General features: G+C 72.6%; 19 protein-coding genes. 4 read left to right on the top strand and 15 right to left on the bottom strand.

What is annotated here, in order from left to right:
• Positions 1 to 45: 45 nt before the first annotated feature.
• From IE321_RS29890 to IE321_RS29880, 3 genes are all read right to left on the bottom strand, one after another.
• Positions 46 to 591, bottom strand: a complete 546-nt coding sequence (locus tag IE321_RS29890) for a TetR/AcrR family transcriptional regulator (RefSeq protein ID WP_308076569.1) — start codon at positions 589 to 591, stop codon at positions 46 to 48.
• A gap of 93 nt (positions 592 to 684) precedes the next feature.
• Complete coding sequence (locus IE321_RS29885) at positions 685 to 1,704, bottom strand: agmatine deiminase family protein (protein WP_190225189.1); 1,020 nt, start codon at positions 1,702 to 1,704, stop codon at positions 685 to 687.
• Between the two features lie 10 nt (positions 1,705 to 1,714).
• Positions 1,715 to 1,915, bottom strand: coding sequence for a hypothetical protein (locus IE321_RS29880; protein WP_190225188.1), 201 nt, complete (start codon positions 1,913 to 1,915; stop codon positions 1,715 to 1,717).
• Between the two features lie 133 nt (positions 1,916 to 2,048).
• Here IE321_RS29880 and IE321_RS29875 point away from each other — a divergent pair, with 133 nt between their 5' ends.
• Entirely contained in the window at positions 2,049 to 3,473 is a 1,425-nt protein-coding gene (locus tag IE321_RS29875; protein ID WP_190225187.1) for a cytosine permease, read from the top strand.
• Between the two features lie 43 nt (positions 3,474 to 3,516).
• Here the strand turns inward: IE321_RS29875 and IE321_RS29870 are convergent, their stop codons facing one another.
• The 3 genes from IE321_RS29870 to IE321_RS42915 form a co-directional block, all read right to left on the bottom strand.
• Entirely contained in the window at positions 3,517 to 4,602 is a 1,086-nt protein-coding gene (locus tag IE321_RS29870; RefSeq protein WP_043219946.1) for a branched-chain amino acid aminotransferase, read from the bottom strand.
• A 244-nt stretch (positions 4,603 to 4,846) separates the two neighbouring features.
• On the bottom strand, positions 4,847 to 5,887 hold the full coding sequence (locus tag IE321_RS29865) for a 3-isopropylmalate dehydrogenase (protein ID WP_043219944.1): 1,041 nt from the start codon (positions 5,885 to 5,887) through the stop codon (positions 4,847 to 4,849).
• Positions 5,888 to 5,964: 77 nt separating this feature from the next.
• Positions 5,965 to 6,096 (bottom strand): hypothetical protein, encoded by a 132-nt coding sequence (locus IE321_RS42915; protein ID WP_264202427.1) that lies wholly within the window; start codon positions 6,094 to 6,096, stop codon positions 5,965 to 5,967.
• 318 nt (positions 6,097 to 6,414) lie between these two features.
• On the opposite strand from IE321_RS42915, the gene IE321_RS29860 reads away from it, so the two are divergent.
• A complete protein-coding gene (locus tag IE321_RS29860; protein ID WP_043219942.1) occupies positions 6,415 to 6,756 on the top strand; it encodes a PadR family transcriptional regulator in 342 nt (113 codons plus the stop codon).
• Positions 6,753 to 7,484, top strand: coding sequence for a hypothetical protein (locus tag IE321_RS29855; RefSeq protein WP_043219940.1), 732 nt, complete (start codon positions 6,753 to 6,755; stop codon positions 7,482 to 7,484). Before IE321_RS29860 ends, IE321_RS29855 begins: the two co-directional genes overlap by 4 nt.
• A gap of 30 nt (positions 7,485 to 7,514) precedes the next feature.
• Here IE321_RS29855 and IE321_RS29850 read toward each other — a convergent pair whose 3' ends face one another.
• The 3 genes from IE321_RS29850 to IE321_RS29840 all read right to left on the bottom strand — a co-directional run bounded on the left by IE321_RS29850 (position 7,515) and on the right by IE321_RS29840 (position 10,768).
• Complete coding sequence (locus IE321_RS29850; RefSeq protein WP_190225186.1) at positions 7,515 to 8,051, bottom strand: GNAT family N-acetyltransferase; 537 nt, start codon at positions 8,049 to 8,051, stop codon at positions 7,515 to 7,517.
• A 122-nt stretch (positions 8,052 to 8,173) separates the two neighbouring features.
• Positions 8,174 to 9,805 (bottom strand): L-glutamate gamma-semialdehyde dehydrogenase, encoded by a 1,632-nt coding sequence (gene pruA / locus IE321_RS29845; protein ID WP_043219938.1) that lies wholly within the window; start codon positions 9,803 to 9,805, stop codon positions 8,174 to 8,176.
• A gap of 36 nt (positions 9,806 to 9,841) precedes the next feature.
• Positions 9,842 to 10,768, bottom strand: coding sequence for a proline dehydrogenase family protein (locus IE321_RS29840; protein ID WP_190225185.1), 927 nt, complete (start codon positions 10,766 to 10,768; stop codon positions 9,842 to 9,844).
• A gap of 195 nt (positions 10,769 to 10,963) precedes the next feature.
• Between IE321_RS29840 and IE321_RS29835 the strand changes: the two genes are divergently transcribed.
• The gene (locus IE321_RS29835; protein WP_190225184.1) at positions 10,964 to 12,133 is read left to right on the top strand and encodes a PucR family transcriptional regulator; all 1,170 of its coding nucleotides are present in this window, start codon (positions 10,964 to 10,966) and stop codon (positions 12,131 to 12,133) included.
• A 13-nt stretch (positions 12,134 to 12,146) separates the two neighbouring features.
• On the opposite strand, the gene IE321_RS29830 is transcribed toward IE321_RS29835, so the two are convergent.
• From IE321_RS29830 to IE321_RS29805, 6 genes are all read right to left on the bottom strand, one after another.
• Entirely contained in the window at positions 12,147 to 13,868 is a 1,722-nt protein-coding gene (locus IE321_RS29830; protein WP_190225183.1) for a protein kinase domain-containing protein, read from the bottom strand.
• 142 nt (positions 13,869 to 14,010) lie between these two features.
• A complete protein-coding gene (gene serA, locus IE321_RS29825) occupies positions 14,011 to 15,600 on the bottom strand; it encodes a phosphoglycerate dehydrogenase (RefSeq protein ID WP_043219932.1) in 1,590 nt (529 codons plus the stop codon).
• A 236-nt stretch (positions 15,601 to 15,836) separates the two neighbouring features.
• On the bottom strand, positions 15,837 to 16,838 hold the full coding sequence (ilvC, locus tag IE321_RS29820) for a ketol-acid reductoisomerase (RefSeq protein ID WP_043219930.1): 1,002 nt from the start codon (positions 16,836 to 16,838) through the stop codon (positions 15,837 to 15,839).
• Positions 16,839 to 16,957: 119 nt separating this feature from the next.
• On the bottom strand, positions 16,958 to 17,482 hold the full coding sequence (ilvN, locus tag IE321_RS29815) for an acetolactate synthase small subunit (protein ID WP_043219928.1): 525 nt from the start codon (positions 17,480 to 17,482) through the stop codon (positions 16,958 to 16,960).
• A 35-nt stretch (positions 17,483 to 17,517) separates the two neighbouring features.
• Complete coding sequence (locus IE321_RS29810; protein WP_190225182.1) at positions 17,518 to 19,371, bottom strand: acetolactate synthase large subunit; 1,854 nt, start codon at positions 19,369 to 19,371, stop codon at positions 17,518 to 17,520.
• A 252-nt stretch (positions 19,372 to 19,623) separates the two neighbouring features.
• Positions 19,624 to 22,491: a putative bifunctional diguanylate cyclase/phosphodiesterase gene (locus IE321_RS29805; protein WP_226651487.1), complete on the bottom strand. Its 2,868-nt coding sequence runs from the start codon at positions 22,489 to 22,491 to the stop codon at positions 19,624 to 19,626.
• Positions 22,492 to 22,564 lie beyond the last annotated feature (73 nt).

The raw sequence follows: 22,564 nt of genomic DNA, 5'->3' as shown, positions 1-22,564 counted from the left end.
GCCGACAAGGGTGCAGGGGGCAACGATCGGGAGTACTTGCGTGCGTTACGTTCGCGGGATCAGGGTTTCGTCGATGAACTCCCGCACCTGGGCGAGGACTTCGTCCCTCCCGGTGCCGGGAAGGCCGACCGCGACGTGCACGCTGTAGCCGTCCAGGAGGGCGCGCGTCCGGGTGGCGAAGCGGTCCGGGTCGACGGCCCTGAACTCGCCCCGGGAGACGCCCTCGGCGAGGATCGCGACGAGGTCCCGGTGCCACGCCCACTCGATGGCGGCCTGGCGGGCGCGGGCGTCCTCGGCGGCGTTCTGCGAGCGGTTCCAGACCTCCAGCCAGAGCGTCCAGTGCGGGTCGCGCGGCCCGTCCGGCACGTAGAGGTCCACGTACCCGTCGAGCCGCTCCCGCGCACTGCCCCGCCGCGACAGCAGCGCCCCCCGCTCGGCGCCGAGCCGCCCCTCGCTCCACTCCAGGGTCTGGAGCAGCAGCTCGTCCTTGGTGCGGAAGTAGTACAGCAGGTGGCCGCTGCTCATCCCCACCCGTCGCCCCAGCCCGGCCATGGTCAGCCCGTCGAGACCGCGGGCGGCCACGGTGTCCATGGCCGCCGCGAAGACGTCCTCCCGCGGCGGCGCGGCCTGGTTGCGACGGCGGGGGGCGGGGGGAAGGCTGCTGCTCTGACTCACTCGTACGTTCTACACCGCCGGCTGCTGCTGGGTGATGCAGTGGATGCCGCCGCCGGCCGCGAAGATCGTGCGGGCGTCGACCAGGACGACCTCGCGGTCGGGGAAGAGGCTGCGGAAGATCTCGGCGGCGAGGGCGTCGTGGGGGTCGTCGAAGGAGCAGAGGACGACGGCGCCGTTGCAGAGGTAGTGGTTGATGTAGGAGTAGTCGACCCAGTCGCCCTCCTCGTCCTTGAGGACGGTGGGGGCGGGGACCTCGATGACCTCCAGCGGGCGGCCCTGGGCGTCGGTCTGGGCGCGCAGCAGGGACGCGTAGGTCCGGGAGCGCTCGTAGTCGGGGTGGTTCGGGTCCTGCTGGCTGTGGACGAGGACGGTGCCGGGGCGGGCGAAGGCGGCGACGATGTCGACGTGGCCCTGGGTGCCGTACATGCCGTAGTCGCCCGCGAGGCCGTGCGGGAGCCAGATGGCCTTGGTGGTGCCGAGGCGGGCGTGGACCTCCTGCTCGACCTCCTCGCGGGTCCACTCGGGGTTGCGGCCGGAGCCGAGCTGGACGGTGTCGGTGAGCAGGACGGTGCCCTCGCCGTCGACGTGGATGCCGCCGCCCTCGTTGACCAGCGGGCTGCTGTGGACGGTGACGCCGGCCGCGTCCGCGACATGACGGGCGATCTTGGAGTCGTGCTCCCAGCGGGCCCAGTCCTGGGCGCCCCAGCCGTTGAACACCCAGTCCACGGCGGCCAGGGAGGTGCCGTCGGTGACGAAGGTGGGGCCGATGTCGCGCATCCAGGCGTCGTCGAGCTCGCGCTCGATCAGCTCGACGTCGTCGCCGAGGAGCGCGCGGGCGCCCTCCGCGTCGCCGGGGGCGACGACCACGGTCACCGGCTCGAAGCGGCGGACGGCGCGGGCGACGGAGGCCCACGCCTCGCGGGCGCCGGCCAGCTCCGCCTCGTCGGTGAAGGTGGGGTTGGGGCTGGGCCAGGCCATCCAGGTGCGCTCGTGCGGGGTCCACTCGGCGGGCATGCGGTACGAGGTCATGAGGCGGGTCCTAGAGGGAGTCGAGGCGGTTCGGGGAGACGGAGCCGGCCGGCTCCGGGCGGATCGGCGACGGGACGGGCGGGAGCGGGCGGGCGCGGTCGTCCACCCGGACGTCGCCGGCCCGGGGGCGAGGGCCCGTCGCCGAGCCCGGCGCGGCCGATCGCACGCCGCGGAGCGGCAGCCGGTCGCCCGGTACGGGGGTCGGTCGCACGTCATCCACCTCCTGTTTGAGCGACACTCTAAATGCTGAGGCCCATGCTTCCAAGCATTGACGTGCCGTCCAGCCATAGGCCACATTGAGCGTCGCTCTAAATCATCCCCCCTTCCGCTCCCCCGGAGGTCCCATGGCGATCGAACAGCGCGGCGTCGACACCGTCCCCGAGGCCGAACGCACCAGCGGCCCCCGCGACCTCGTCGCGATCCTGCTGGGCTCCAACCTCTGTCTGGGGGTGATCGTCTTCGGCTGGCTGCCGGTCTCCTTCGGCCTCGGCCTGTGGGCCTCGGTCACCTCCGTGGTCACCGGCACGCTCGCCGGCGTCGCCGTCACCGCCCCGCTGGCGCTGGTGTCGCTGCGTACCGCCACCAACCTCTCCACCTCCTCCGGCGCCTTCTTCGGCGTCCGCGGCCGGCTCGTCGGCTCGGTGGTGGGGCTGCTGCTCTCGCTCGGCTACACCGCCCTGACCCTGTGGATCGGCGGCGACGTCATGGTGGGCACCCTCGCCCGGCTGACCGGCCTGTCCACCGGGGACGGCACGCACGCCGTCGTCTACGCGCTGCTCGCGGCCTGCACGGTGGTGGGCGCCGTGTACGGCTACCGGCTGCTGCTCCGGCTGAGCAAGGCGCTCGCCGTCGGCATGACGGTCCTGCTGGCGGTGGGGCTCGTCGCGTACGCCGGGGACTTCACCACCGCGCCCGTACCGGACACCCCGTACCTGCTCGGCTCCTTCTGGCCGACCTGGCTGTTCTCCGCGGTCGCCGCCGGCCTCAGCGGCCCGGTCGCCTTCATCACCCTGCTCGGCGACTACACCCGGTACGTCTCCCCCACCCGGCACAGCGCGCGCTCCGTCCACCGCGCCACCTGGCTCGGACTGCTCGTCGGCCTGCTGGTGCCGCAGCTCTTCGGCACGGTCACGGCGCTGGCCGCCCGCGCCGGCCTCGACTACGCCGGACCGCTGGTCGCCGCCTCGCCCGTCTGGTACCTCGTCCCGCTGCTGCTGGCGGCCACCGCCGGCTCGGTCGGCAACGCCGGACTGATGCTCTACTCGATGGGCCTCGACCTCGACGCGATCCTGCCCCGCGCGACCCGCACCCGGGCCACCCTGGTGGTCGCGGCCGTCGCCACCGGCTTCGTCTTCCTCGGGCACTTCGCCTCGGACGCCCAGTCGGCGATGACCTCGTTCGTGCTGCTCCTGACGGCGATCGGCACTCCGTGGGCGGTCATCACCCTCATCGGGCACGCGCGCTGCCGCGGGGAGTACGACCCCGAGGCGCTCCAGGTCCACAACCGGCGCTCGCGCGGCGGGATCTACTGGTTCTCGGCCGGCTGGCACCCGCGCGCCACCGTCTCCTGGGCGCTCGGCGCCGCGGTCGGCCTGGCCGCCGTCTCGACGCCGCTGTACGAGGGGCCGCTGCTGGCCCTGACCGGCGGGATCGACTGCAGCTTCGTGCTTTCGGGGCTCACCGGCGGCCTGCTGTACGCGGTGCTCACCCCGGCCCCGGAACGCGACGCGCCCGGGACGGAGTCCGTCCCGGGCGTGCCGGCCGACTGACCGGGGCCTGTCCGACGGGAAGGGGCGGACAGGCCCCGGCGGGTCACTTGCCCAGCTCGTGCATCCAGCCGTGGACGTCCTCGGCCTTGCCGGTCTGGATGTCGAGCAGCGCCTCGCGCAGCTTCATGGTGACCTCGCCGGGCCGGCCGCCGGAGTGCAGCCACTCGCCACGGGCCGACTTGACCGTGCCGACGGGGGTGATGACGGCGGCGGTGCCGCAGGCGAAGACCTCGGTGAGGGTGCCGTTCTCGGTGTCGGTCTTCCACTGGTCGATGGAGACGCGCTCCTCGACGGACTCGTAGCCGAGGTCGCGGGCGACCTGGAGGAGCGAGTCACGGGTGATGCCGGCGAGCAGCGAACCGGTGAGCGTGGGGGTGACGATCTTGTTCCCGTACACGAAGTACAGGTTCATGCCGCCGAGCTCCTCGACCCACTTGTGCTCGACCGCGTCGAGGTAGCAGACCTGGTCGCAGCCCTTGGCGGCCGCCTCGGCCTGGGCGAGCAGGGAGGCCGCGTAGTTGCCGCCGGTCTTGGCGTCGCCGACGCCGCCGGGGACGGCGCGGACGCGGTCCTCGGAGGCCCAGATGGAGACCGGCTTGACGCCGCCGGGGAAGTACGGGCCGGCCGGGGAGGCGATGACGACGAAGAGGTACTCGTTGGCCGGGCGGACGCCCAGGCCGACCTCGGTCGCGATCATGAACGGGCGGAGGTAGAGCGACTCCTCGCCACCGTGCTCCGGGACCCACGCCTCGTCCTGGCGGACCAGGGCGTCGCACGCCTCGATGAAGGTCTCGACCGGGAGCTCCGGCATGCCGATGCGGTGCGCGGAGCGCTGGAAGCGCCGGGCGTTGGCGTCGGGGCGGAAGGAGGCGACCGAGCCGTCGGGGCGGCGGTACGCCTTCAGGCCCTCGAAGATCTCCTGGGCGTAGTGCAGGACGTTGGTCGCCGGGTCGAGGGAGAGCGGGCCGTACGGCGCGAGCTGGCCGTCGTGCCAGCCGCGGCCCTCGGTCCAGCGGATGGTGACCATGTGGTCGGTGAAGTGGCGGCCGAATCCGGGGTTGGCCAGGATCGCCGCGCGCTCCGCGTCGGACAGCGGGCTGGAGGAGGGCTTGAGCTCGATCGTCGTCATGGGTGCTTGTCCTTCACCGGTTGTGTGTGTCGGACCGCGCTCACGCCCGCTTGGCAGTACTGCTAGGACGTCCGAGCTTTCGCGCATGCCGCGGCCCACGTCCGATTATCGCGCGTGGGAACCTGCGTACGAAACGGGTGACGCGGTCCAGGGTTCGACGGGGGCACCCCGCGACCGCACAGGAAGCAGCCGCCGGGTGCGTGAACGACCCGGCGGCTGCTGTGTGGTGTCAGTGGCGCGCGGGTCAGCTCGCTACTCGCGCGGCGAGCGCGTCGCCGATCTGGTCCGTCGTGCGGACGGCGGTGCCCCGCTCGGTGAGGTCGGCCTCGACGGCCGTCTCGACCCGGGCGGCCTCGGTCTCGTAGCCGAGGTGGCGCAGCAGGAGGGCGACGGAGAGGACGGTGGCCGTGGGGTCGGCCTTGCCCTGGCCCGCGATGTCCGGGGCGGAGCCGTGCACCGGCTCGAACATGGACGGGAAGTCCCGGCTCGGGTTGATGTTGCCCGAGGCGGCGACGCCGATGCCGCCGGAGACGGCCGCGGCGAGGTCGGTGATGATGTCGCCGAAGAGGTTGTCGGTGACGATGACGTCGAAGCGGGCCGGGTCGGTGACGAGGAAGATCGTCGCCGCGTCGACGTGCAGGTAGTCGGTGGTGACCTCGGGGAACTCCTGGGCGACCCGGTTGAAGGTGTCGGTCCAGAGGTGGCCGGCGAAGGTCAGCACGTTGTTCTTGTGGACCAGCGTCAGCTTCTTGCGCGGGCGGGCCTGGGCGCGGGCGAAGGCGTCCCGGACCACGCGCTCCACGCCGAAGGCGGTGTTGACGGAGACCTCGGTGGCGACCTCGTGCTCGGTGCCCTTGCGGATGGTGCCGCCGTTGCCCGTGTACGGGCCCTCGGTGCCCTCGCGGACGACGACGAAGTCGATCGCGGGCTGCCCGGCGAGCGGGGTGGCGACGCCGGGGAGCAGCTTCGAGGGGCGCAGGTTCACGTGGTGGTCGAAGGCGAAGCGCAGCTTCAGGAGGAAGCCGCGCTCCAGGACGCCGGACGGCACCGAGGGGTCGCCGATCGCGCCGAGCAGGATGGCGTCGTGCTTCTTGAGGGAGTCCAGGTCGGCGTCGGTGAGGGTCTCACCGGTGGCGTGGTAGCGCCGGGCGCCGAAGTCGTACTCCTCGGTCTCCAGCTTCACGTCCTGGGGAAGGACGGCCGCGAGGACCTTGAGGCCCTGGGCCACGACCTCCTGGCCGATGCCGTCGCCGGGAATGACTGCGAGATTGATGCTGTGAGACATGGCGGCACCCTACTCTTCGTCCCATCGTCTGACACGCTTCGTCCACCATGTGGACGAACGGACAGGCGTCGGGCAGGTCAGTGACCGGTGGAGCCGCCGTTGTCGCGGCGGTCGAGGGCGCGCTGGAGGGCTGCGGCGGCGTTCTGCCGGGCCTCGTCGCTGGGACGGGCGGCGGAGTGGCGGACGCGGGGGGCGGTCTGAGCGGCCATGAGGGATCGACTCCTTGAGATCAGTGGTGATCCGGATGTGCGGAGATCAGCTGCGATCGGGAGATCAGGTGATCGAAGGCGCCGGAAAGGGGCGGGGAGCGCCGCCGCAGGGGTTGCCTGCACGGGGCGTCGCGCTCTCGACCGCCATTCGCTGATGAAGCGAGACGTTCGGCTTCTACAAAGCTAGGGCAGGCACCCTCATCTGTCTCCACAATTACTCGGACTTCCTACTATCTGAGACGGCCGGTCTCCCACGGTCAACGTCCCGCCACTCCTACCTAGCTTGCATTCCTACCTAGGTGGTGCTGCAATGCGTCCATGGCAGCCGACCGCAGATCCAGCTGGCTCAAGGGAGTCCTCGACCTGCTCGTCCTCTCCCGACTGACCGACGGTGAGAGCTACGGGTACGAGATCGCCAAGGCGCTCGCCGAGGCGGGCCTCGGCGAGATCAAGGGCGGGACGCTCTATCCCGTACTGAACCGTCTGGAGGAGGCCGGCCTGGTGGAGGCCGAGTTCCGCGCCGCCGAGCGCGGTCCCGGCCGCCGCTACTACCGGCTCACACCGACGGGGCGCGAGCACCTCGCCGCGGAGAGCCGGTCGTGGCGGGAGTTCCACCGCGCCGTCGACACCGCACTGCGACCAGGGGGACCCACCGCATGAACGACACCGCCTACTTCGCCGAGGTGACCGGGGCCCTGGCCGCCGCCGGCGTCCCCGCCGCGCAGATCGAGGCCACCGTCGAGGACCTGCGCGCCCACCTCGCCGAGTCCGGGACCGCCCCGGAGGAGGAGTTCGGGCCGGCGGCGCGGTTCGCGGCCCGGCTCGGCGGGCTCGCCCCGGAGCCGGACGGCCCGGACGCGGCGGCCGAGCACTGGACCTGGACGGCGGACCTCTTCAACGACCGGCGGATGCTGGCCGTCCACGGCGCCCAGGGCTGGGAGGTCGAGTCGCTGGACCCGATCGGCCGGTTCGTCTGCCGCCGCACGCCCGGCTCGGCGCTGCGCTGGGAGTACCGCCGCGAGGTGATCGCCGGCCGCCGGCGCGCCCGCGTCGAGGACGAGCTCACGCCGGAGGGCTGGGAGCCGTGCGGCGAATGGCTGGTGTACGGCTACTTCAAGCGCCCCGCCGCGGCGCTCGCGGGCCCGGCCGGCGCCGTCCAGGCCCCGCCCGCCGCCCCGCACCGGTGGCTGTTCCTGAGCCGCCGCGGCAAGGCGGTGCTCGCCGTGTGGACGCTCCTGGTGGGCGGCGCGACGGCGGCCTTCTTCGTCGGCGCCCTCGGCACCGCCGGGCTGGCGATCGCCATCGCCCTCACCTCGTCGCTCTCCGCCGTGTGGACGGCCGGGCTGGAGAACGCCGCGGGCCGCGAGCGCCGGGGCCCGGCCGCCTAGCGACGGCGACGGGCCGGCGGGAGCGGCGCCTCAGACCACGTCGCCGTCCCGCCAGTCGAAGACCAGCGGGGCGCCCGGATCCGGCAGGTCCAGCCCGCCGGCCGGCCGGACGAGGAGGCCGCCCTCCTCCTCCGGGAGCGGCACCGTCCCGTCCGGCCCCAGCACCGCGATCCGCCCGTCCCAGACCCGCCAGCCGCGCCCCCGGTAGAGCGCCGCGCCCTCGTCGGAGGCGGAGAGCGCGCCGAAGCGGTGGGTGCCGTCGACGACCCGCTCCAGGGCGTCCATGACGGCGCCGCCGAGCCCCCGGCGCCGCGCGTCGGCCCGGACGGCGACGCCCTCCACGTACCCGATCCGGTACGAGCGGCCGCGGTGCAGCACCCGGCGCTGGACGACCGCCCCGTGGGCGACGAGGCCCGTCGCGTCCTCGATCCAGGCGTGGACGCCGCCCAGGGCGTGGTCCCAGTCCGCCGCGGAGAAGTCGCCGTCGAAGGCCGCGTCGAGCAGCGCGCGGACGGCCGCCAGCCGCTCGGCGCCGAGGGCGTGGGTGGGCGCGGTGCGCACGGTCATCCCGTCACCCTCCCACACCCCGCCCCACCTCCCCCGGCCACATGAGTACCGCCCCCGACCCCGGCCTGGGGGGACCGGGGAGGGGGGCGGTGATCAGGGGCCGCTCACGCGGCGGATGGGGGTCAGCCCATGTGGGGGTAGCCGTACTCGGTCGGCGGGACCAGCGTCTCCTTGATGGCGCGGGTCAGCGTCCAGCGCATCAGGTTCTGCGGGGCGCCGGCCTTGTCGTTGGTGCCCGAGGCGCGGCCGCCGCCGAAGGGCTGCTGGCCGACGACGGCGCCGGTCGACTTGTCGTTGATGTAGAAGTTGCCCGCGGCGAAGCGGAGCTTCTCCATCGTGTGCGCGGCGGCGGCGCGGTCGTTGGAGATGACCGCACCGGTCAGCGCGTAGTCGGAGACCGACTCCATCTGCTCCAGCATGGCGTCGTACTGGTCGTCCTCGTACACGTGGACCGCGAGGATCGGGCCGAAGTACTCGGCCTTGAAGACCTCGTTCTCCGGGTCGGTGCACTCGATGACGGTCGGACGGACGAAGTAGCCCTCCGAGTCGTCGTAGGTGCCGCCGGCGACGATCGTGCAGCTCGGGTCGGAGGACGCACGGTCGATCGCCGCCTTGTTCTTCGCGAACGAGCGGTCGTCGATGACGGCACCGATGAAGTTCGACAGGTCGGTGACGTCACCCATGGTGATGCCGTCGACCTCGGCCGCGAACTCCTCCTTGAAGCCGTCGTTCCAGATGGAGGCCGGGATGTAGGCGCGCGAGGACGCGGAGCACTTCTGGCCCTGGAACTCGAAGGAGCCGCGGGTCAGCGCGGTCTTCAGGATGGCGCGGTCGGCGCTGGGGTGGGCGACGACGAAGTCCTTGCCGCCGGTCTCGCCGACGATCCGCGGGTAGGAGCGGTACTTCTCGATGTTGGTGCCGACGGTCTTCCACAGGTGCTGGAAGGTCCGGGTCGAGCCGGTGAAGTGGATGCCGGCCAGGTCGCGGTGGTTCAGGGCCACCTCGGAGACGGCGATGCCGTCGCCGGTCACCAGGTTGATGACGCCCTTCGGCAGACCGGCCTCCTCCAGGAGCTCCATGAGGAGCACGGCGGAGTGGGTCTGGGTCGGGGACGGCTTCCAGACCACCACGTTGCCCATGAGGGCGGGGGCGGTGGGCAGGTTGCCCGCGATGGCCGTGAAGTTGAACGGCGTGATCGCGTAGACGAAGCCCTCCAGCGGGCGGTGGTCCAGTCGGTTCCACACGCCCGGGGAGTTCGCCGGCGGCTGCTCGGCCAGGATCTGGCGGGCGTACGCGACGTTGAAGCGCCAGAAGTCGACGAGCTCGCACGGGGTGTCGATCTCGGCCTGCTGGGCGGTCTTCGACTGGCCGAGCATCGTGGAGGCGGCCAGCGTCTCGCGCCACGGGCCGGCGAGCAGCTCGGCGGCGCGCAGGATGATCGCGGCGCGGTCGTCGAAGGACATCGCGCGCCAGGCCGGGGCGGCGGCCAGGGCCGCGTCGATCGCGTCCTGGGCGTCGGCCTCGGTGGCGCCGCGGAAGGTGCCGATGACGGCCTTGTGGTTGTGCGGCTGGACGACCTCGAACGCCTCGCCGCCACCCATGCGCTTCACGCCGCCGATGGTCATCGGCAGCTCGCGCGGGTTGTCGGCCAGCTCCTTGAGCTTGACCTCCAGACGGGCCCGCTCGGGGGAACCGGGGGCGTAGCCGTGCACCGGCTCGTTGACGGGAGTGGGGACCTGGGTCACAGCGTCCATAAGTCTCAGGACTCCTTACAAAGAGGGGGAGTGGGCTCAGCCCTTGGTCAGGATGGAGCGGACGAAGAAGAGCAGGTTGGCCGGCTTCTCCGCGAGGCGGCGCATGAAGTAGCCGTACCAGTCGGTGCCGTAGGCCGTGTAGACGCGCATGCGGTGGCCCTCGGCGGCGAGGCGGTTCTGCTCCTCGGAGCGGATGCCGTACAGCATCTGGAACTCGTACTCGTCCAGCTTGCGCCCGGCGCGGCGGGCCAGCTCCTGGCCGATGGAGATGAGGCGCGGGTCGTGCGAGCCGATCATCGGGTAGCCCTCGCCGTCCATCAGGATCTTCATGATCCGGACGTACGCCTTGTCGATCTCGGGCTTGTCCTGGATGGCGACGGAGGCGGGCTCCTTGTAGGCGCCCTTCACGATCCGGACGCGGGAGCCGTTCGCGGCGAGGCGGCGGGCGTCGTCCTCGGTGCGGAAGAGGTACGCCTGGATGACGCAGCCGGTCTGCGGGAAGTCCTTCCGCAGCTCCTCGTGGATGGCGAACATCGAGTCGAGGGTGGTGTGGTCCTCGGCGTCCAGGGTGACCGTGGTGCCGATCGCGGCGGCGGCCTCGACGACCGGGCGCACGTTCGCCAGGGCCAGCTCGTGGCCGTTCTCCAGGGACTGGCCGAACATCGACAGCTTGACGGACATCTCGGCGCGCTCGCCGAGGCCCAGCTCCTGGAGACGGCCGATCAGCTCCAGGTAGGCGTCCCGGGCGGCGTGGGACTGCTCGACGGTGGTGATGTCCTCACCGACGACGTCGAGGGTGACCTCCAGGCCGCAGGCCGCCAGCTCCTGGACGATCGGGACGACGTCGTCCACGATCTCGCCGGCGATGAAGCGCGCCACGACCTGCTTGGTCCCGGGCGCGGCCGACACGAGACGGCGCATCTTGTCGCTGCGCGACGCGGCGAGGATCACGGGACCCAGCACGGGGCACCTCCAATTGAGCGAGGAAGAACGGGGCCATTACCGGTCGCAGGGGTACGAACCGGGAACAGCACGGAGAACCACCGTGAAACATATGGATCGCTCCGATCCTGCGCCATCTACAGCTGTCACGCATCCGCGAGCACGCCCTCAGACATCTGTCTGAAGGACCGGTCGGCGGGTGCGAGAATGGGGGCCGTGAAGGGCGATTACCAGGAGCTGGTGGACGAGATCTCGACGCTGCTCGACGCCCCGGCGACCCTGGAGAACCGCGACTTCGGGCTGATCGCCTTCGGGGCCCACGACAGCGACGACGACAGCGCCATGGACCCCGTCCGCACCCGCTCGATCCTCACCCGGAAGTCCACCCCGGCGGTCCGCGCCTGGTTCGAGGGCTTCGGCATCACCCGGGCCACCGGCCCCGTCCGCATCCCCGCCGCGCCGGACGCCGGCGTCTTCCGGGACCGGATCTGCCTCCCCGTACGCCATCGGGGTGTCGTCCTCGGCTACGTCTGGCTCCTGGACGCCGAGCCGGGGCCCTCGCACCGGCAGCTCACGGCCGCGATGGAGGTGGCCGCCCGCATCGGCGAACTGCTCGCCGACGAGGAGCGGGCCGGCGCCGACCTCTCCCGCGAGCTGCGGGCCGTCCTCGCGGCGGAGCGCGGCTGGCAGTACGACATGGCCGTCGCCGCCCTCCGCACGGCCCTGGGCCCGGACGCGGACGGCCTGCACACCCTGGTCTGCCTGGCCCCCTGGCCCGGCGAGGACTCCCCCTCCCCCCGTACGGTCCCCGGCGCCGCCGCCCTCTGCGCCCTCCCGTGGCGCGGCCCGGCGCCCGCCGCCGACGGCCCCTCGACCGGCGGCCACCGGGCGCTCGCCGTCCTGGTGCGGCTGCGGTCGGCCGACAACCCCTCCCCCGCCGTCACCGCCGCCGAGCGGCTGCGCGGGCCGGCCGGACCGGCGGTGGTCGCCGGGATCGCCGCGCCCCGGCGGGGCCTCGGGGACCTGGACCTGAGCTGGCACGAGGCGACCGCCGCCGCGCGCACCGCCCGGGCCCAGCCCCGCTTCGGCCCGGTCGCGCACTGGGACGGCCTCGGCCCGTACCGGCTGCTCACCGCCCTCCCGCCTGCCGAGCCGGACCCGGCGGTACGGGCGCTGCTCGGCCCCGCCCACACGGAGCTGGCCCGCACGGCCGAGGTGTTCCTGGACCACGCGGGCCAGGCGGGCCGCACGGCCGCGGCCCTCGGCATCCACCGGCAGACCCTCTACTACCGCCTCTCGCGGGTCGAGCAACTCACCGGCCTCGACCTGGACGCCGGCGAGGACCGCCTGCTGCTGCACATGGCGCTGAAGGCGGCCCGGCTCTGAGGGGCCGGCCGGTTCAGCCGGTCGGCCCGGCGTCCCGCAGCTCCCACCAGCGGGCGTCCCACCGCCAGCACCCGGCGGAGTCCCGCATCGCCCAGGTGTGCACGAGCCGGCCCTCGTCGTCGCCGAGGACCAGCTCGATGTGCCCGTTCCACCGCGAGGTGCCGGCCAGGCGCGTGTAGGCGGCGGGCGGCGGCTCGGGGAAGGGGCCGGTGTACAGGCCGCCGGGCCGCAGCACGCAGCGGTCGCCCGCGAGGACGACCAGGGCCTCGTCCGGCAGCGGCACCACGGCGAGCACCGGGCCGTCCCCGTCCGGCTCCCGCCGCCACCGGCCCGTGGCGCCCCCGGGCCCGCGCCACACGGTGCCGGACCGGTCGACGGCGGCGAGCCCGCCGCAGGCGACGCCCGGCCGCAGCGACACCAGCTCCCCGTGCGTGCCGGGCACCGGGGCCCAGGGCGCCCACCCGTCGTCCTCGCGCCGCTCCCGCTGCCAGCCGGCGCCGTCCCCGTCGACGGCGTACAGCCGGTGCGCGGCCCACGGCGCCCCGGCGGCGGCGATGTCGGCCAGCGGCGCCCCGCCGGGCGTCGGCACGGACTCCCAGGCCGACCAGTCGGCGACGGGCACGTACGTGTCCGGGTCCACGGCCAGGGCCCGCTGCCACAGCCGCCCGTCCCGGTCGAGGAGCCACAGGTGCTGCCGGTACGTCTCCGGCGCCCCGGCGGCCAGGGCGGCGGCCGGCCCTGGCGCGTCCATGGCGTGCCACTTGCTCCAGCCGGAGACGTTCCAGCCGTGGCACAGGCCGCGGGCGTCGGCCGCGAAGATCTCCAGGTGCGGGTCGCCGTAGGAGGAGGCCACGACCGCCGCGTACGGCAGCGGGCGGGTCGGCGGGAGGGGCACGGTGCCGGCCAGGTCCCGCAGCCGGCGCGCGGCCGCCCGCGCGGTGGGCCGGTCCGCGGGCTCGGCGGCCAGCAGCTCCCGCACCAGGCCGGCCGCGCGCGGATCCGTGCCCCGGGCCGCGAGCGCGTCGAGGAGCTGCCCGGCGAGCCGGGCCGCCTCCTCGGGGCGCGGCTCGGTGACGTACGAGGGCAGTCCGCCGAGCAGGCACTGGGCGAGGACGACGCCGAGGGCCCAGGCGTCGTCAGCCGGGCGCACCTCGCGGCGTCCGCCCGCGGCCGCAGCCAGCCGCTGCGGCGACATGTAGGACGGGGTGCCGCCCAGGTCGGGGGCGACGGTCTCCCGCAGGGCCGTGGCCACGTTGAAGTCCGCGATCTTCCACAGGCCGCGGCAGCGCACGACGTTGCCGGGCTTCAGGTCCGCGTGCACCAGTCCCCGGCCGTGCACGTGCTCCAGCGCCTCCGCCACGCCCGCGAGCGCGGCGGCCGCGTCGTACGCAGGCAGCGGGCCCACGACGTCCAGGTGGTGGCCGAGCGAGCGGTCGCCGAGCTCCATGACCTGCACCAGACAGCCGGCGAAGGGTCCGTCGGGGGCGATGAACGCGTCCACGTACGCCACCGCGTGCGGGCAGCCCATCAGCCGCTCCTGGACCCGGATCTCGTCCAGGGCCCGCCGGCGCTGCTCCGCGTCCCCCCGGGCGTGGTAGATCTTCACCGCCCGGTGCTCGACGTGTCCGTCCATCTCGGCCCGCACCCGCCGGGCCGGCAGCACCCGGGCGAAGTGCCCGCTGCCGAGCGGCGCGGTGTCGTCGACCAGCCAGTCCCCCACCCGAGTCTCCGCCATTCCCGGAGTCTATGAGGGCGCCCGGCCGGCCGGGCCGGGTTCGCGGGATCGGCGGTCACAGCACGGCACCCGGCCGCCGGACGGCCCCTGCGGGGCGGTGTCCGGAGACCGGGTGCGGGTGGGAATCCGTGCGGGCCGGGTGTCAGACCAGGTTGACCGAGCGGGCCGAGGCGGCGCCGATCTCCGTGGAGATCTCCGCGATCACGGAGGCCGGCACGGTGTCGTCGACGGTGAGCACGACGAGCGCCTCGCCGCCCTCCTCCGTACGGGAGACCTGCATGCCCGCGATGTTCAGACCGGCCTCGCCGAGGATCCGGCCGACGGTGCCGACGACGCCGGGACGGTCCTCGTAGCGCAGCACGACCATGTGGTCGGCGAGCGCGAGGTCCACGTCGTACTCGCCGACGGCGACGATCTTCTGGAGGTGCTTGGGGCCGGCCAGGGTGCCGGAGACGGCGACCTCCTCGCCGCTGGAGAGCGTGCCGCGCACGGTGACCACGTTGCGGTGGTCGGGCGACTCGGAGCTGGTGGTGAGGCGGACCTCGACACCGCGCTCCTGCGCGAAGAGCGGGGCGTTCACGTACGACACGGTCTCGTCGACGACGTCCTCGAACACGCCCTTGAGCGCGGAGAGTTCGAGCACCTTGACGTCGTGCTGGGTGATCTCGCCGTACACCTCGACGTCGAGGCGGGCCGCGACCTCGCCCGCGAGGGCGGTGAAGATCCGGCCGAGCTTCTCGGCGAGCGGCAGACCCGGCTTGACGTCCTCGGCGATGACGCCGCCCTGGACGTTGACCGCGTCCGGGACCAGCTCGCCGGCGAGCGCGAGGCGCACCGAGCGGGCGACGGCGATGCCGGCCTTCTCCTGGGCCTCGTCGGTGGAGGCGCCGAGGTGCGGGGTGCAGACGACCTGGTCGAGCTCGAAGAGCGGGGAGTCCGTGCAGGGCTCCTTCGCGTACACGTCGAGGCCGGCGCCGGCGACGCGGCCCTCCTTGAGGGCCGAGTACAGCGCGGCCTCGTCGACGATCCCGCCGCGGGCGGCGTTGACGATCCGGACGCTCGGCTTGACCTTGTGCAGCGCCTCGTCGCCGATGAGACCGAGGGTCTCCGGGGTCTTCGGCAGGTGGACGGTGATGAAGTCGGCGACCTCCAGGAGCTCGTCCAGGGCCAGCAGCTTCACCCCCATCTGGGCGGCGCGGGCCGGCTGCACGTAGGGGTCGTACGCGACGATCTTCATGCCGAAGGCGGACATCCGCTGGGCGACGAGGACGCCGATGCGGCCGAGGCCGACGACACCGAGGGTCTTCTCGCTGAGCTCGACGCCGGTGTACTTGTTCCGCTTCCACTCGCCGTTCTTCAGCGCGGTGTTGGCCTGCGGGATGTTGCGCGCGGTGGCGACCAGCAGACCGCACGCGAGCTCGGCGGCGGTGACGATGTTGGAGGTCGGGGCGTTCACGACCATCACGCCGGCCTTGGTGGCGGCGGAGACGTCCACGTTGTCCAGGCCGACACCGGCACGGGCGACGACCCGCAGCTTCTGCGCGGCGGCGATGGCCTCCGCGTCGACCTTGGTGGCGGAGCGGATGAGGATGGCGTCGACGTCGGCGATCGCGGGGATCAGCTCGGCGCGGTCGGCGCCGTTGCAGTGCCGGATCTCGAAGTCCGGGCCCAGGGCGTCGACGGTGGCGGGCGACAGCTCTTCAGCGATGAGTACGACAGGTTTCGAGCTCACGTGAGTCCTCACAGAGGCAGTGCGGACGGCCGTCCCGACGGCCGCAGGCGGTGGAGGGGGCTTGCCGCGTGAAAGCGCACGACGCTGTGGGCCAGACGCGATGTTGTTGAGCAGTGTAGTGCCGCATCGGCGCACGTCGTACGCCTCGTTGGAAGGATCACCCGTCCGTGGTTGGACGGGGTGTCCAAGGAAGCGGCACGGGGCCGGACAGGCTGTCCGGCCCCGCACCGAGGGGCTTACGCCTCCTCGTCGTTCACCCAGCTCATGAGCTTGCGCAGCTCCTTGCCGGTGGTCTCCAGGAGGTGCTTCTCGTCCTGGGTCTTGTACTCGTTGTACTTCTTCAGACCGCCGTGGTACTCGTCCATCCAGTTCTTGGCGAAGGTGCCGTCCTGGATCTCGGTGAGGACCTTCTTCATCTCCGCCTTGGTGTCGGCGGTGATGACGCGCGGGCCGGTGATGTAGTCGCCCCACTCGGCGGTCTCGGAGACGGACCAGCGCATCTTCTCCAGGCCGCCCTCGTACATGAGGTCGACGATGAGCTTCAGCTCGTGGAGGCACTCGAAGTAGGCGATCTCCGGCTGGTAGCCGGCCTCGACCAGGGTCTCGAAACCGGCCTTGACGAGGGCGGACGCGCCACCGCAGAGGACGGCCTGCTCGCCGAAGAGGTCGGTCTCGGTCTCCTCGGTGAAGGTGGTCTTGATGACGCCGGCGCGGGTGCCGCCGATCGCCTTGGCGTAGGAGAGGGCGAGCGCGAAGGCGTTGCCGGTGGCGTCCTGCTCGACGGCGGCGATCGCGGGGACGCCGCGGCCCTCCTCGTACTGGCGGCGGACCAGGTGGCCCGGGCCCTTCGGGGCGACCAGGGCGACGTCGACGCCGGCCGGGGGCTTGATGAAGCCGAAGCGGACGTTGAAGCCGTGGGCGAAGAACAGCGCGTCGCCGTCCTTCAGGTTCGGGGCGATGGACTCCTCGTAGACCTTGGCCTGGATCGGGTCCGGGATCAGGATCATGATGAGGTCGGCCTCGGCCGCCGCCTCGGCGGGGGTGACCACGCGCAGGCCCTGCTCCTCGGCCTTGGCCTTGGACTTCGAGCCCTCGTGCAGACCGACGCGGACGTCGACACCCGAGTCGCGGAGCGACAGCGCGTGGGCGTGGCCCTGGCTGCCGTAACCGATCACCGCGACCTTGCGGCCCTGGATGATCGAGAGGTCGGCGTCGGCGTCGTAGAACAGCTCGGCCACTGGAAATCTCCTTGAGGTGCTGGTGTTGCGTCCCACCGTACGGCGGGGAGCGGAAGGGAAGTTCTCGGGTCTCGTCAGTCGGACCGCCGGCTGGACCAGCGGTCGACCTCCGGTGACTCTCAGGCGCTGCGGTCGAGTGCCCGCAGGGACCGGTCCGTGATGGACCGGGCACCACGCCCTATGGCGATGGTGCCCGACTGGACGAGCTCCTTGATGCCGAACTGCTCCAGCATCTTGAGCATGGCGTCCAGCTTGTCGCTCGAACCGGTGGCCTCGATGGTGACGGCCTCGGGCGAGACGTCGACGGTCTTGGCGCGGAAGAGCTTGACGATCTCGACGATCTGGGAGCGGGTCTCGTTGTCGGCGCGGACCTTCACCAGGACGAGCTCGCGCTGGATCGCGGCGCTGGGCTCGAGTTCGACGATCTTCAGGACGTTGACCAGCTTGTTGAGCTGCTTGGTCACCTGCTCCAGGGGCAGGGACTCGACGTTGACCACGATGGTGATGCGGCTGATGTCGGGGTGCTCGGTGACGCCGACGGCGAGCGAGTCGATGTTGAAGCCGCGGCGGGAGAACAGGGCGGCGATCCGGGCGAGGATGCCGGGCGTGTTCTCGACCAGGACGGAGAGCGTGTGCTTGGACATGGTGTGTGGGTCTCTTCCCTGTGGCTCGTCGCTGCTCAGTCGTCTTCGCCGTCGCCGAAGTCGGGGCGGACGCCCCGGGCGGCCATGACCTCGTCGTTGGAGGTGCCGGCGGCGACCATGGGCCAGACCTGGGCGTCCTCGTGGACGATGAAGTCGACGACGACGGGCCGGTCGTTGATGGCGTTGGCCTCGGCGATGACCTTGTCGAGGTCGGCCGGGTCCTCACAGCGCAGGGCGACGCAGCCCATGGCCTCGGACAGCTTCACGAAGTCCGGGACGCGGGTGCCCTTGGCCGCCGGGTTGACGTCGTCCGGGCCGGAGTGCAGGACCGTGTTGGAGTAGCGCTGGTTGTAGAAGAGGGTCTGCCACTGGCGGACCATCCCGAGGGCGCCGTTGTTGATGATGGCGACCTTGATCGGGATGTTGTTCAGGGCGCAGGTGGTGAGCTCCTGGTTCGTCATCTGGAAGCAGCCGTCGCCGTCGATCGCCCAGACCGTGCGGTCGGGCATGCCGGCCTTGGCGCCCATGGCGGCCGGGACGGCGTAGCCCATGGTCCCGGCGCCGCCGGAGTTCAGCCAGGTGGCGGGCTTCTCGTAGTCGATGAAGTGGGCGGCCCACATCTGGTGCTGGCCGACGCCGGCGGTGAAGACCGTGCCCTCGGGGGCGAGCTGTCCGATGCGCTGGATGACCTGCTGCGGCGAGAGGCTGCCGTCCTCCGGCAGGTCGTAGCCGAGCGGGTAGGTCTCGCGCCAGCGGTTCAGGTCGGACCACCAGGCGGAGTAGTCGCCCTTGTTGCCCTCGGTGTGCTCGGCCTGGACGGCCTGGACCAGGTCGGCGATGACCTCGCGGGCGTCACCGACGATCGGGACGTCGGCGGCGCGGTTCTTGCCGATCTCGGCCGGGTCGATGTCCGCGTGGACGATCTTGGCGTACGGGGCGAAGCTGTCCAGCTTGCCGGTGACGCGGTCGTCGAAGCGGGCGCCGAGGGCGACGATCAGGTCGGCCTTCTGGAGCGCGGTGACGGCGGTGACGGCGCCGTGCATGCCGGGCATGCCGACGTGCTGCGGGTGGCTGTCGGGGAAGGCGCCCAGCGCCATCAGGGTGGTGGTGACCGGGGCGCCGGTCAGCTCGGCGAGGACCTTCAGCTCGGCCGTGGCGCCGGACTTGATGACACCGCCGCCGACGTACAGGACCGGGCGCTTCGCGGCGGAGATCAGCTTGGCGGCCTCGCGGATCTGCTTGGCGTGCGGCTTGGTCACCGGGCGGTAGCCGGGCAGGTCGGTCTGCGGCGGCCAGGAGAAGGTGGTCTTGGCCTGGAGGGCGTCCTTGGCGATGTCGACGAGGACCGGGCCGGGGCGGCCGGTGGAGGCGATGTGGAAGGCCTCGGCGATGGTCTTCGCGATGTCGTCGGCCTTGGTGACCAGGAAGTTGTGCTTGGTGATCGGCATGGTGATGCCGACGATGTCCGCCTCCTGGAAGGCGTCGGTGCCGATCGCCTTGGAGGCGACCTGCCCGGTGATCGCGACCAGCGGGACGGAGTCCATGTGCGCGTCGGCGATCGGGGTGACCAGGTTGGTGGCGCCCGGCCCCGAGGTGGCCATGCAGACGCCGACCTTGCCGGTGGCCTGGGCGTAGCCGGTGGCGGCGTGGCCGGCCCCCTGCTCGTGGCGGACCAGGATGTGACGGACCTTCTTGCTGTCCATCATCGGGTCGTACGCGGGGAGGATGCAGCCGCCCGGGATGCCGAAGACGGTGTCGGCACCCACCTCTTCGAGAGAGCGGATGAGGGACTGCGCGCCCGTGACGTGCTCGACGGTGGGGGCGGGCGTCGCGCCGTTGCGGGGCCGCGGCTGCGGATGGTGCCCGGTGGCCTGCTCGGTCATCAGCATCTCTTCTCGAAGCAGAGGGTTTTTTGCGGGGTGTTTTACGAGGTTTTGCGGCGACTTGAGGGAGAACCGGTGCAACAAAAAACCCCTCGTGCCGGAAGGCAAGCGAGGGGAGCGCGTCGGGTGGTTCTCAGCCGGCCTTCAGGGGCCCGGCTTCAGCCGACGCGCTTTCCAAGTACGAGAATTCGGGTGCGCATGGCACTGACCCTCCCTCTCGGGCCACACCACTGTCAAGTGGGTGGGACGCGCGTCTCATCATGTGAGCTGATCGGGGGACGGATTCCGCCGCGTCTCCGGGCCCTTCCCGGCCGGTACGGAGACGACGCCCGGCAGCGGGTAGTCGCCCCGCACCAGGGCCCTGCGGAGCCGGTACTCGTCGAGCGGGCCCGAGAAGGCCAGGCCCTGCGCGTGCCGGCAGCCCATGGCCCGCAGGGCCAGCACCTGCTCGGGGACGTCGACGCCCTCGGCGACGGTCTGCATGCCCAGCTCACCGGCGATCCGGAGCACACCGCTGGTGATCTTGCGGAGCCGGGCGGACTCGACCACGCCTTCGACGAGCGCCCTGTCCAGTTTCAGTATGTCGACCGGGAGGCGCCTGAGGGCGTGAACGGCGACGTGTCCGCTGCCGAATCCGTCGAGGGCGATCCGCACGCCGAGCCGGCGCAGGGTGACCAGGCGCTGCTCCAGCTCGTCCAGCGGGGTCCTGTGGTCGGTGTCGGCCAGCTCCAGGACGAGCGAGCCGGACGGCAGCCCGTGCCGGGCCAGCAGGGCCTCGACGGAGCCGAGGGGCATCGAGCGGTCGAGCAGGCGACGGGCGGAGAGCCGGACCGAGACCGGGGTGCGATGGCCGATTCCGGCCCGCTCGGCGGCCTGCTCGACGGCCTCCTCCAGGAGCCAGCGGCCCAGCTCGGCGGTGCGCTCGCCGTCGTCGGTGACCCGCAGGTACTCGGCCGGGGTGAAGAGGATGCCCTGGGTGGAGCGCCAGCGGGCCTGCGCGCTGACGGCGGAGACCCGGCCGGTGGCGAGGTCCACGACGGGCTGGTGCAGGAGGGCGAACTCGCCGTCGTGGAGCGCGCTGCGCAGCCGCGCGGCGAGTTCGGTCCGCCGGACCACCTCGGCCTGCATCTGGGGCACGTACAGCTCGACGCGGTCCTTGCCGCCGGCCTTGGCGCGGTACATGGCGAGGTCGGCGTTGCGCAGCAGGTCGCCGGCGCCGATGCCGGGCTCGGCGAAGGCGACGCCGATGGAGGCGGCGACCCGGACCTCGGTGCCCCCGTCGACGCGGTAGGGGCGGGAGAGGGTCAGCCGGAGCCGGTCGGCGATCTCCTGCACCTGGGTCTCGCGGGCGGCGCGGTCGCGCAGGCCGTCGCCGAGGATGAGGGCGGCGAACTCGTCGCCGCCGAGCCGGGCGGCGGTGTCCCCGGACCGCACGGCGTCCTGGAGGCGTCGGGCGGCCTGGATCAGCAGGTCGTCGCCGGCCTGGTGGCCGAGCCGGTCGTTGACCGCCTTGAAGCCGTCGAGGTCGATGAAGAGGACGGCGGTGCCGAGGTCCGAGGAGCGGCGGCCGCCGAGGGCCTGCCCGACCCGGCGGGTGAAGAGCGCGCGGTTGGGCAGGTCGGTGAGCGGGTCGTGCTCGGCGTTGTGCTGCAACTGGGCCTGGAGCCTGACCCGTTCGGTCACGTCTCGGCTGTTGAAGATCAGGCCGCCCTGGTGCCGGTTCACGGTGGACTCGACGTTGAGCCACTCCTCGCCGCCCTCGGCCTCGCCCGGGCGGGAGGCGGCCCCGTGGCCGGAGCGGAAGCGGCACTCGATGCGGGTGGTGGGCTCCTCCGCGGGCGAGGCGGCGAGGAAGCGGCGCACCTCGTGGACGACGGCGCCGAGGTCCTCGGGGTGGATGAGCGCGGCCAGCTCGGAGCCGATCAGCTCCTCCGCGTCGCGGCCGTACACCCCGGTGGCGGCGGGGCTGACGTACCGCAGGACGCCGCTGGGCGCGGCGATCATGATGACGTCGCTGGAGCTCTGCACGAGCGACCTGAAGTGGTTCTCCTTCTGCGCCAGTTCGTGGGTGAGGGCGATGTTGTCGATCAGCATGATGCCCTGGCGCACGACGAGCGCGAGGACGACGGCGCAGCCGGTGAGGACGACGACGCGGTCGACCCGGCGGCCCTCGACCACGTTGTACAGGATCCCGAGGGTGCAGACGGCGGCGGCGAGGTACGGCGTGAGGGCGGCGAGCGAGCCGGCGATGGGCCGGCTGGGCAGCCCCGGACCGGGGGCCGCCGTGGGCTCCGGCGGACGGTGGACCCCCCAGGGGGCGTAGGCCAGCAGCAGGGAGCCGGCGAACCAGCCGGCGTCGAGCAGCTGGCCCGAGACGTAGTTGGCGCGCAGCAGCGGCGAGGTGAAGAGGGCGTCGCAGAGCACGGTGAGGGCGAGCGCGGCGATGGCGGTGTTGACCGCCGAGCGGTTGGCCTGGGAGCGCCGGAAGTGGAGCGCGAGGACCATGCTGACGAGCACGATGTCGAGCAGCGGGTACGCGAGCGACAGCGCGGCCTGGGCCACGGACTCGCCCTGGAAGTGGGCGGTGTGGGCGAGCGCGAGGCTCCAGGAGAGGGTCAGCAGGGACCCGGCGATGAGCCAGGCGTCGAGCCCCAGGCAGACCCAGCCGGCCCGGGTGACGGGCTTCTTGGCCAGGACGAGGAGACCGACGATGGCGGGCGGGGCGAAGAGTAAGAAGAACAGGTCGGCGACGGAGGACTCGGGGACCTCCTGGCCGCGCACGACCTCGTACCAGCCCCAGACGGCGTTCCCGGCGCCGGCCATGAAGGACGAGAAGGCGAAGAGGAGCCAGGCGGGGCGGGTGCCACCGGGCTCGGTCCTGGCGTAGAGGAAGCACGAGACGGCGGCGGTGAAGGCGGCGACGCTCAGCCCGAAGTCACCCATGAACAGGGCGAGTCGGGGGGAGCCCCAGCCGAGGGAGGCTCCCGTGGTGTAGCCGGCGCAGACGAGGCCGAGGGCGATCTGCGCGAGGAGGGAGCGGGCCCAGGAGGCGGGACGCTCGGGCCCGGGGACGGGACGCCCCGCCCCGGGGGCGCCGGGACCGGCCGGTACGGGCCCGCGCCGCATGACCGCGGTCGCGCCGGTGCCGCTCACCGCGCCCTCCCGCCCCTCGTCGTGCCCGAAGCCGCCGCCCTCCCCG

Source organism: Streptomyces hydrogenans, assembly GCF_014656075.1.
GTDB classification, from domain to species: Bacteria; Actinomycetota; Actinomycetes; order Streptomycetales; family Streptomycetaceae; genus Streptomyces; species Streptomyces hydrogenans.
The sequence above is the reverse complement of the archived record's forward strand: the minus strand, read 5'-3'. Positions and strand labels throughout refer to the sequence as shown.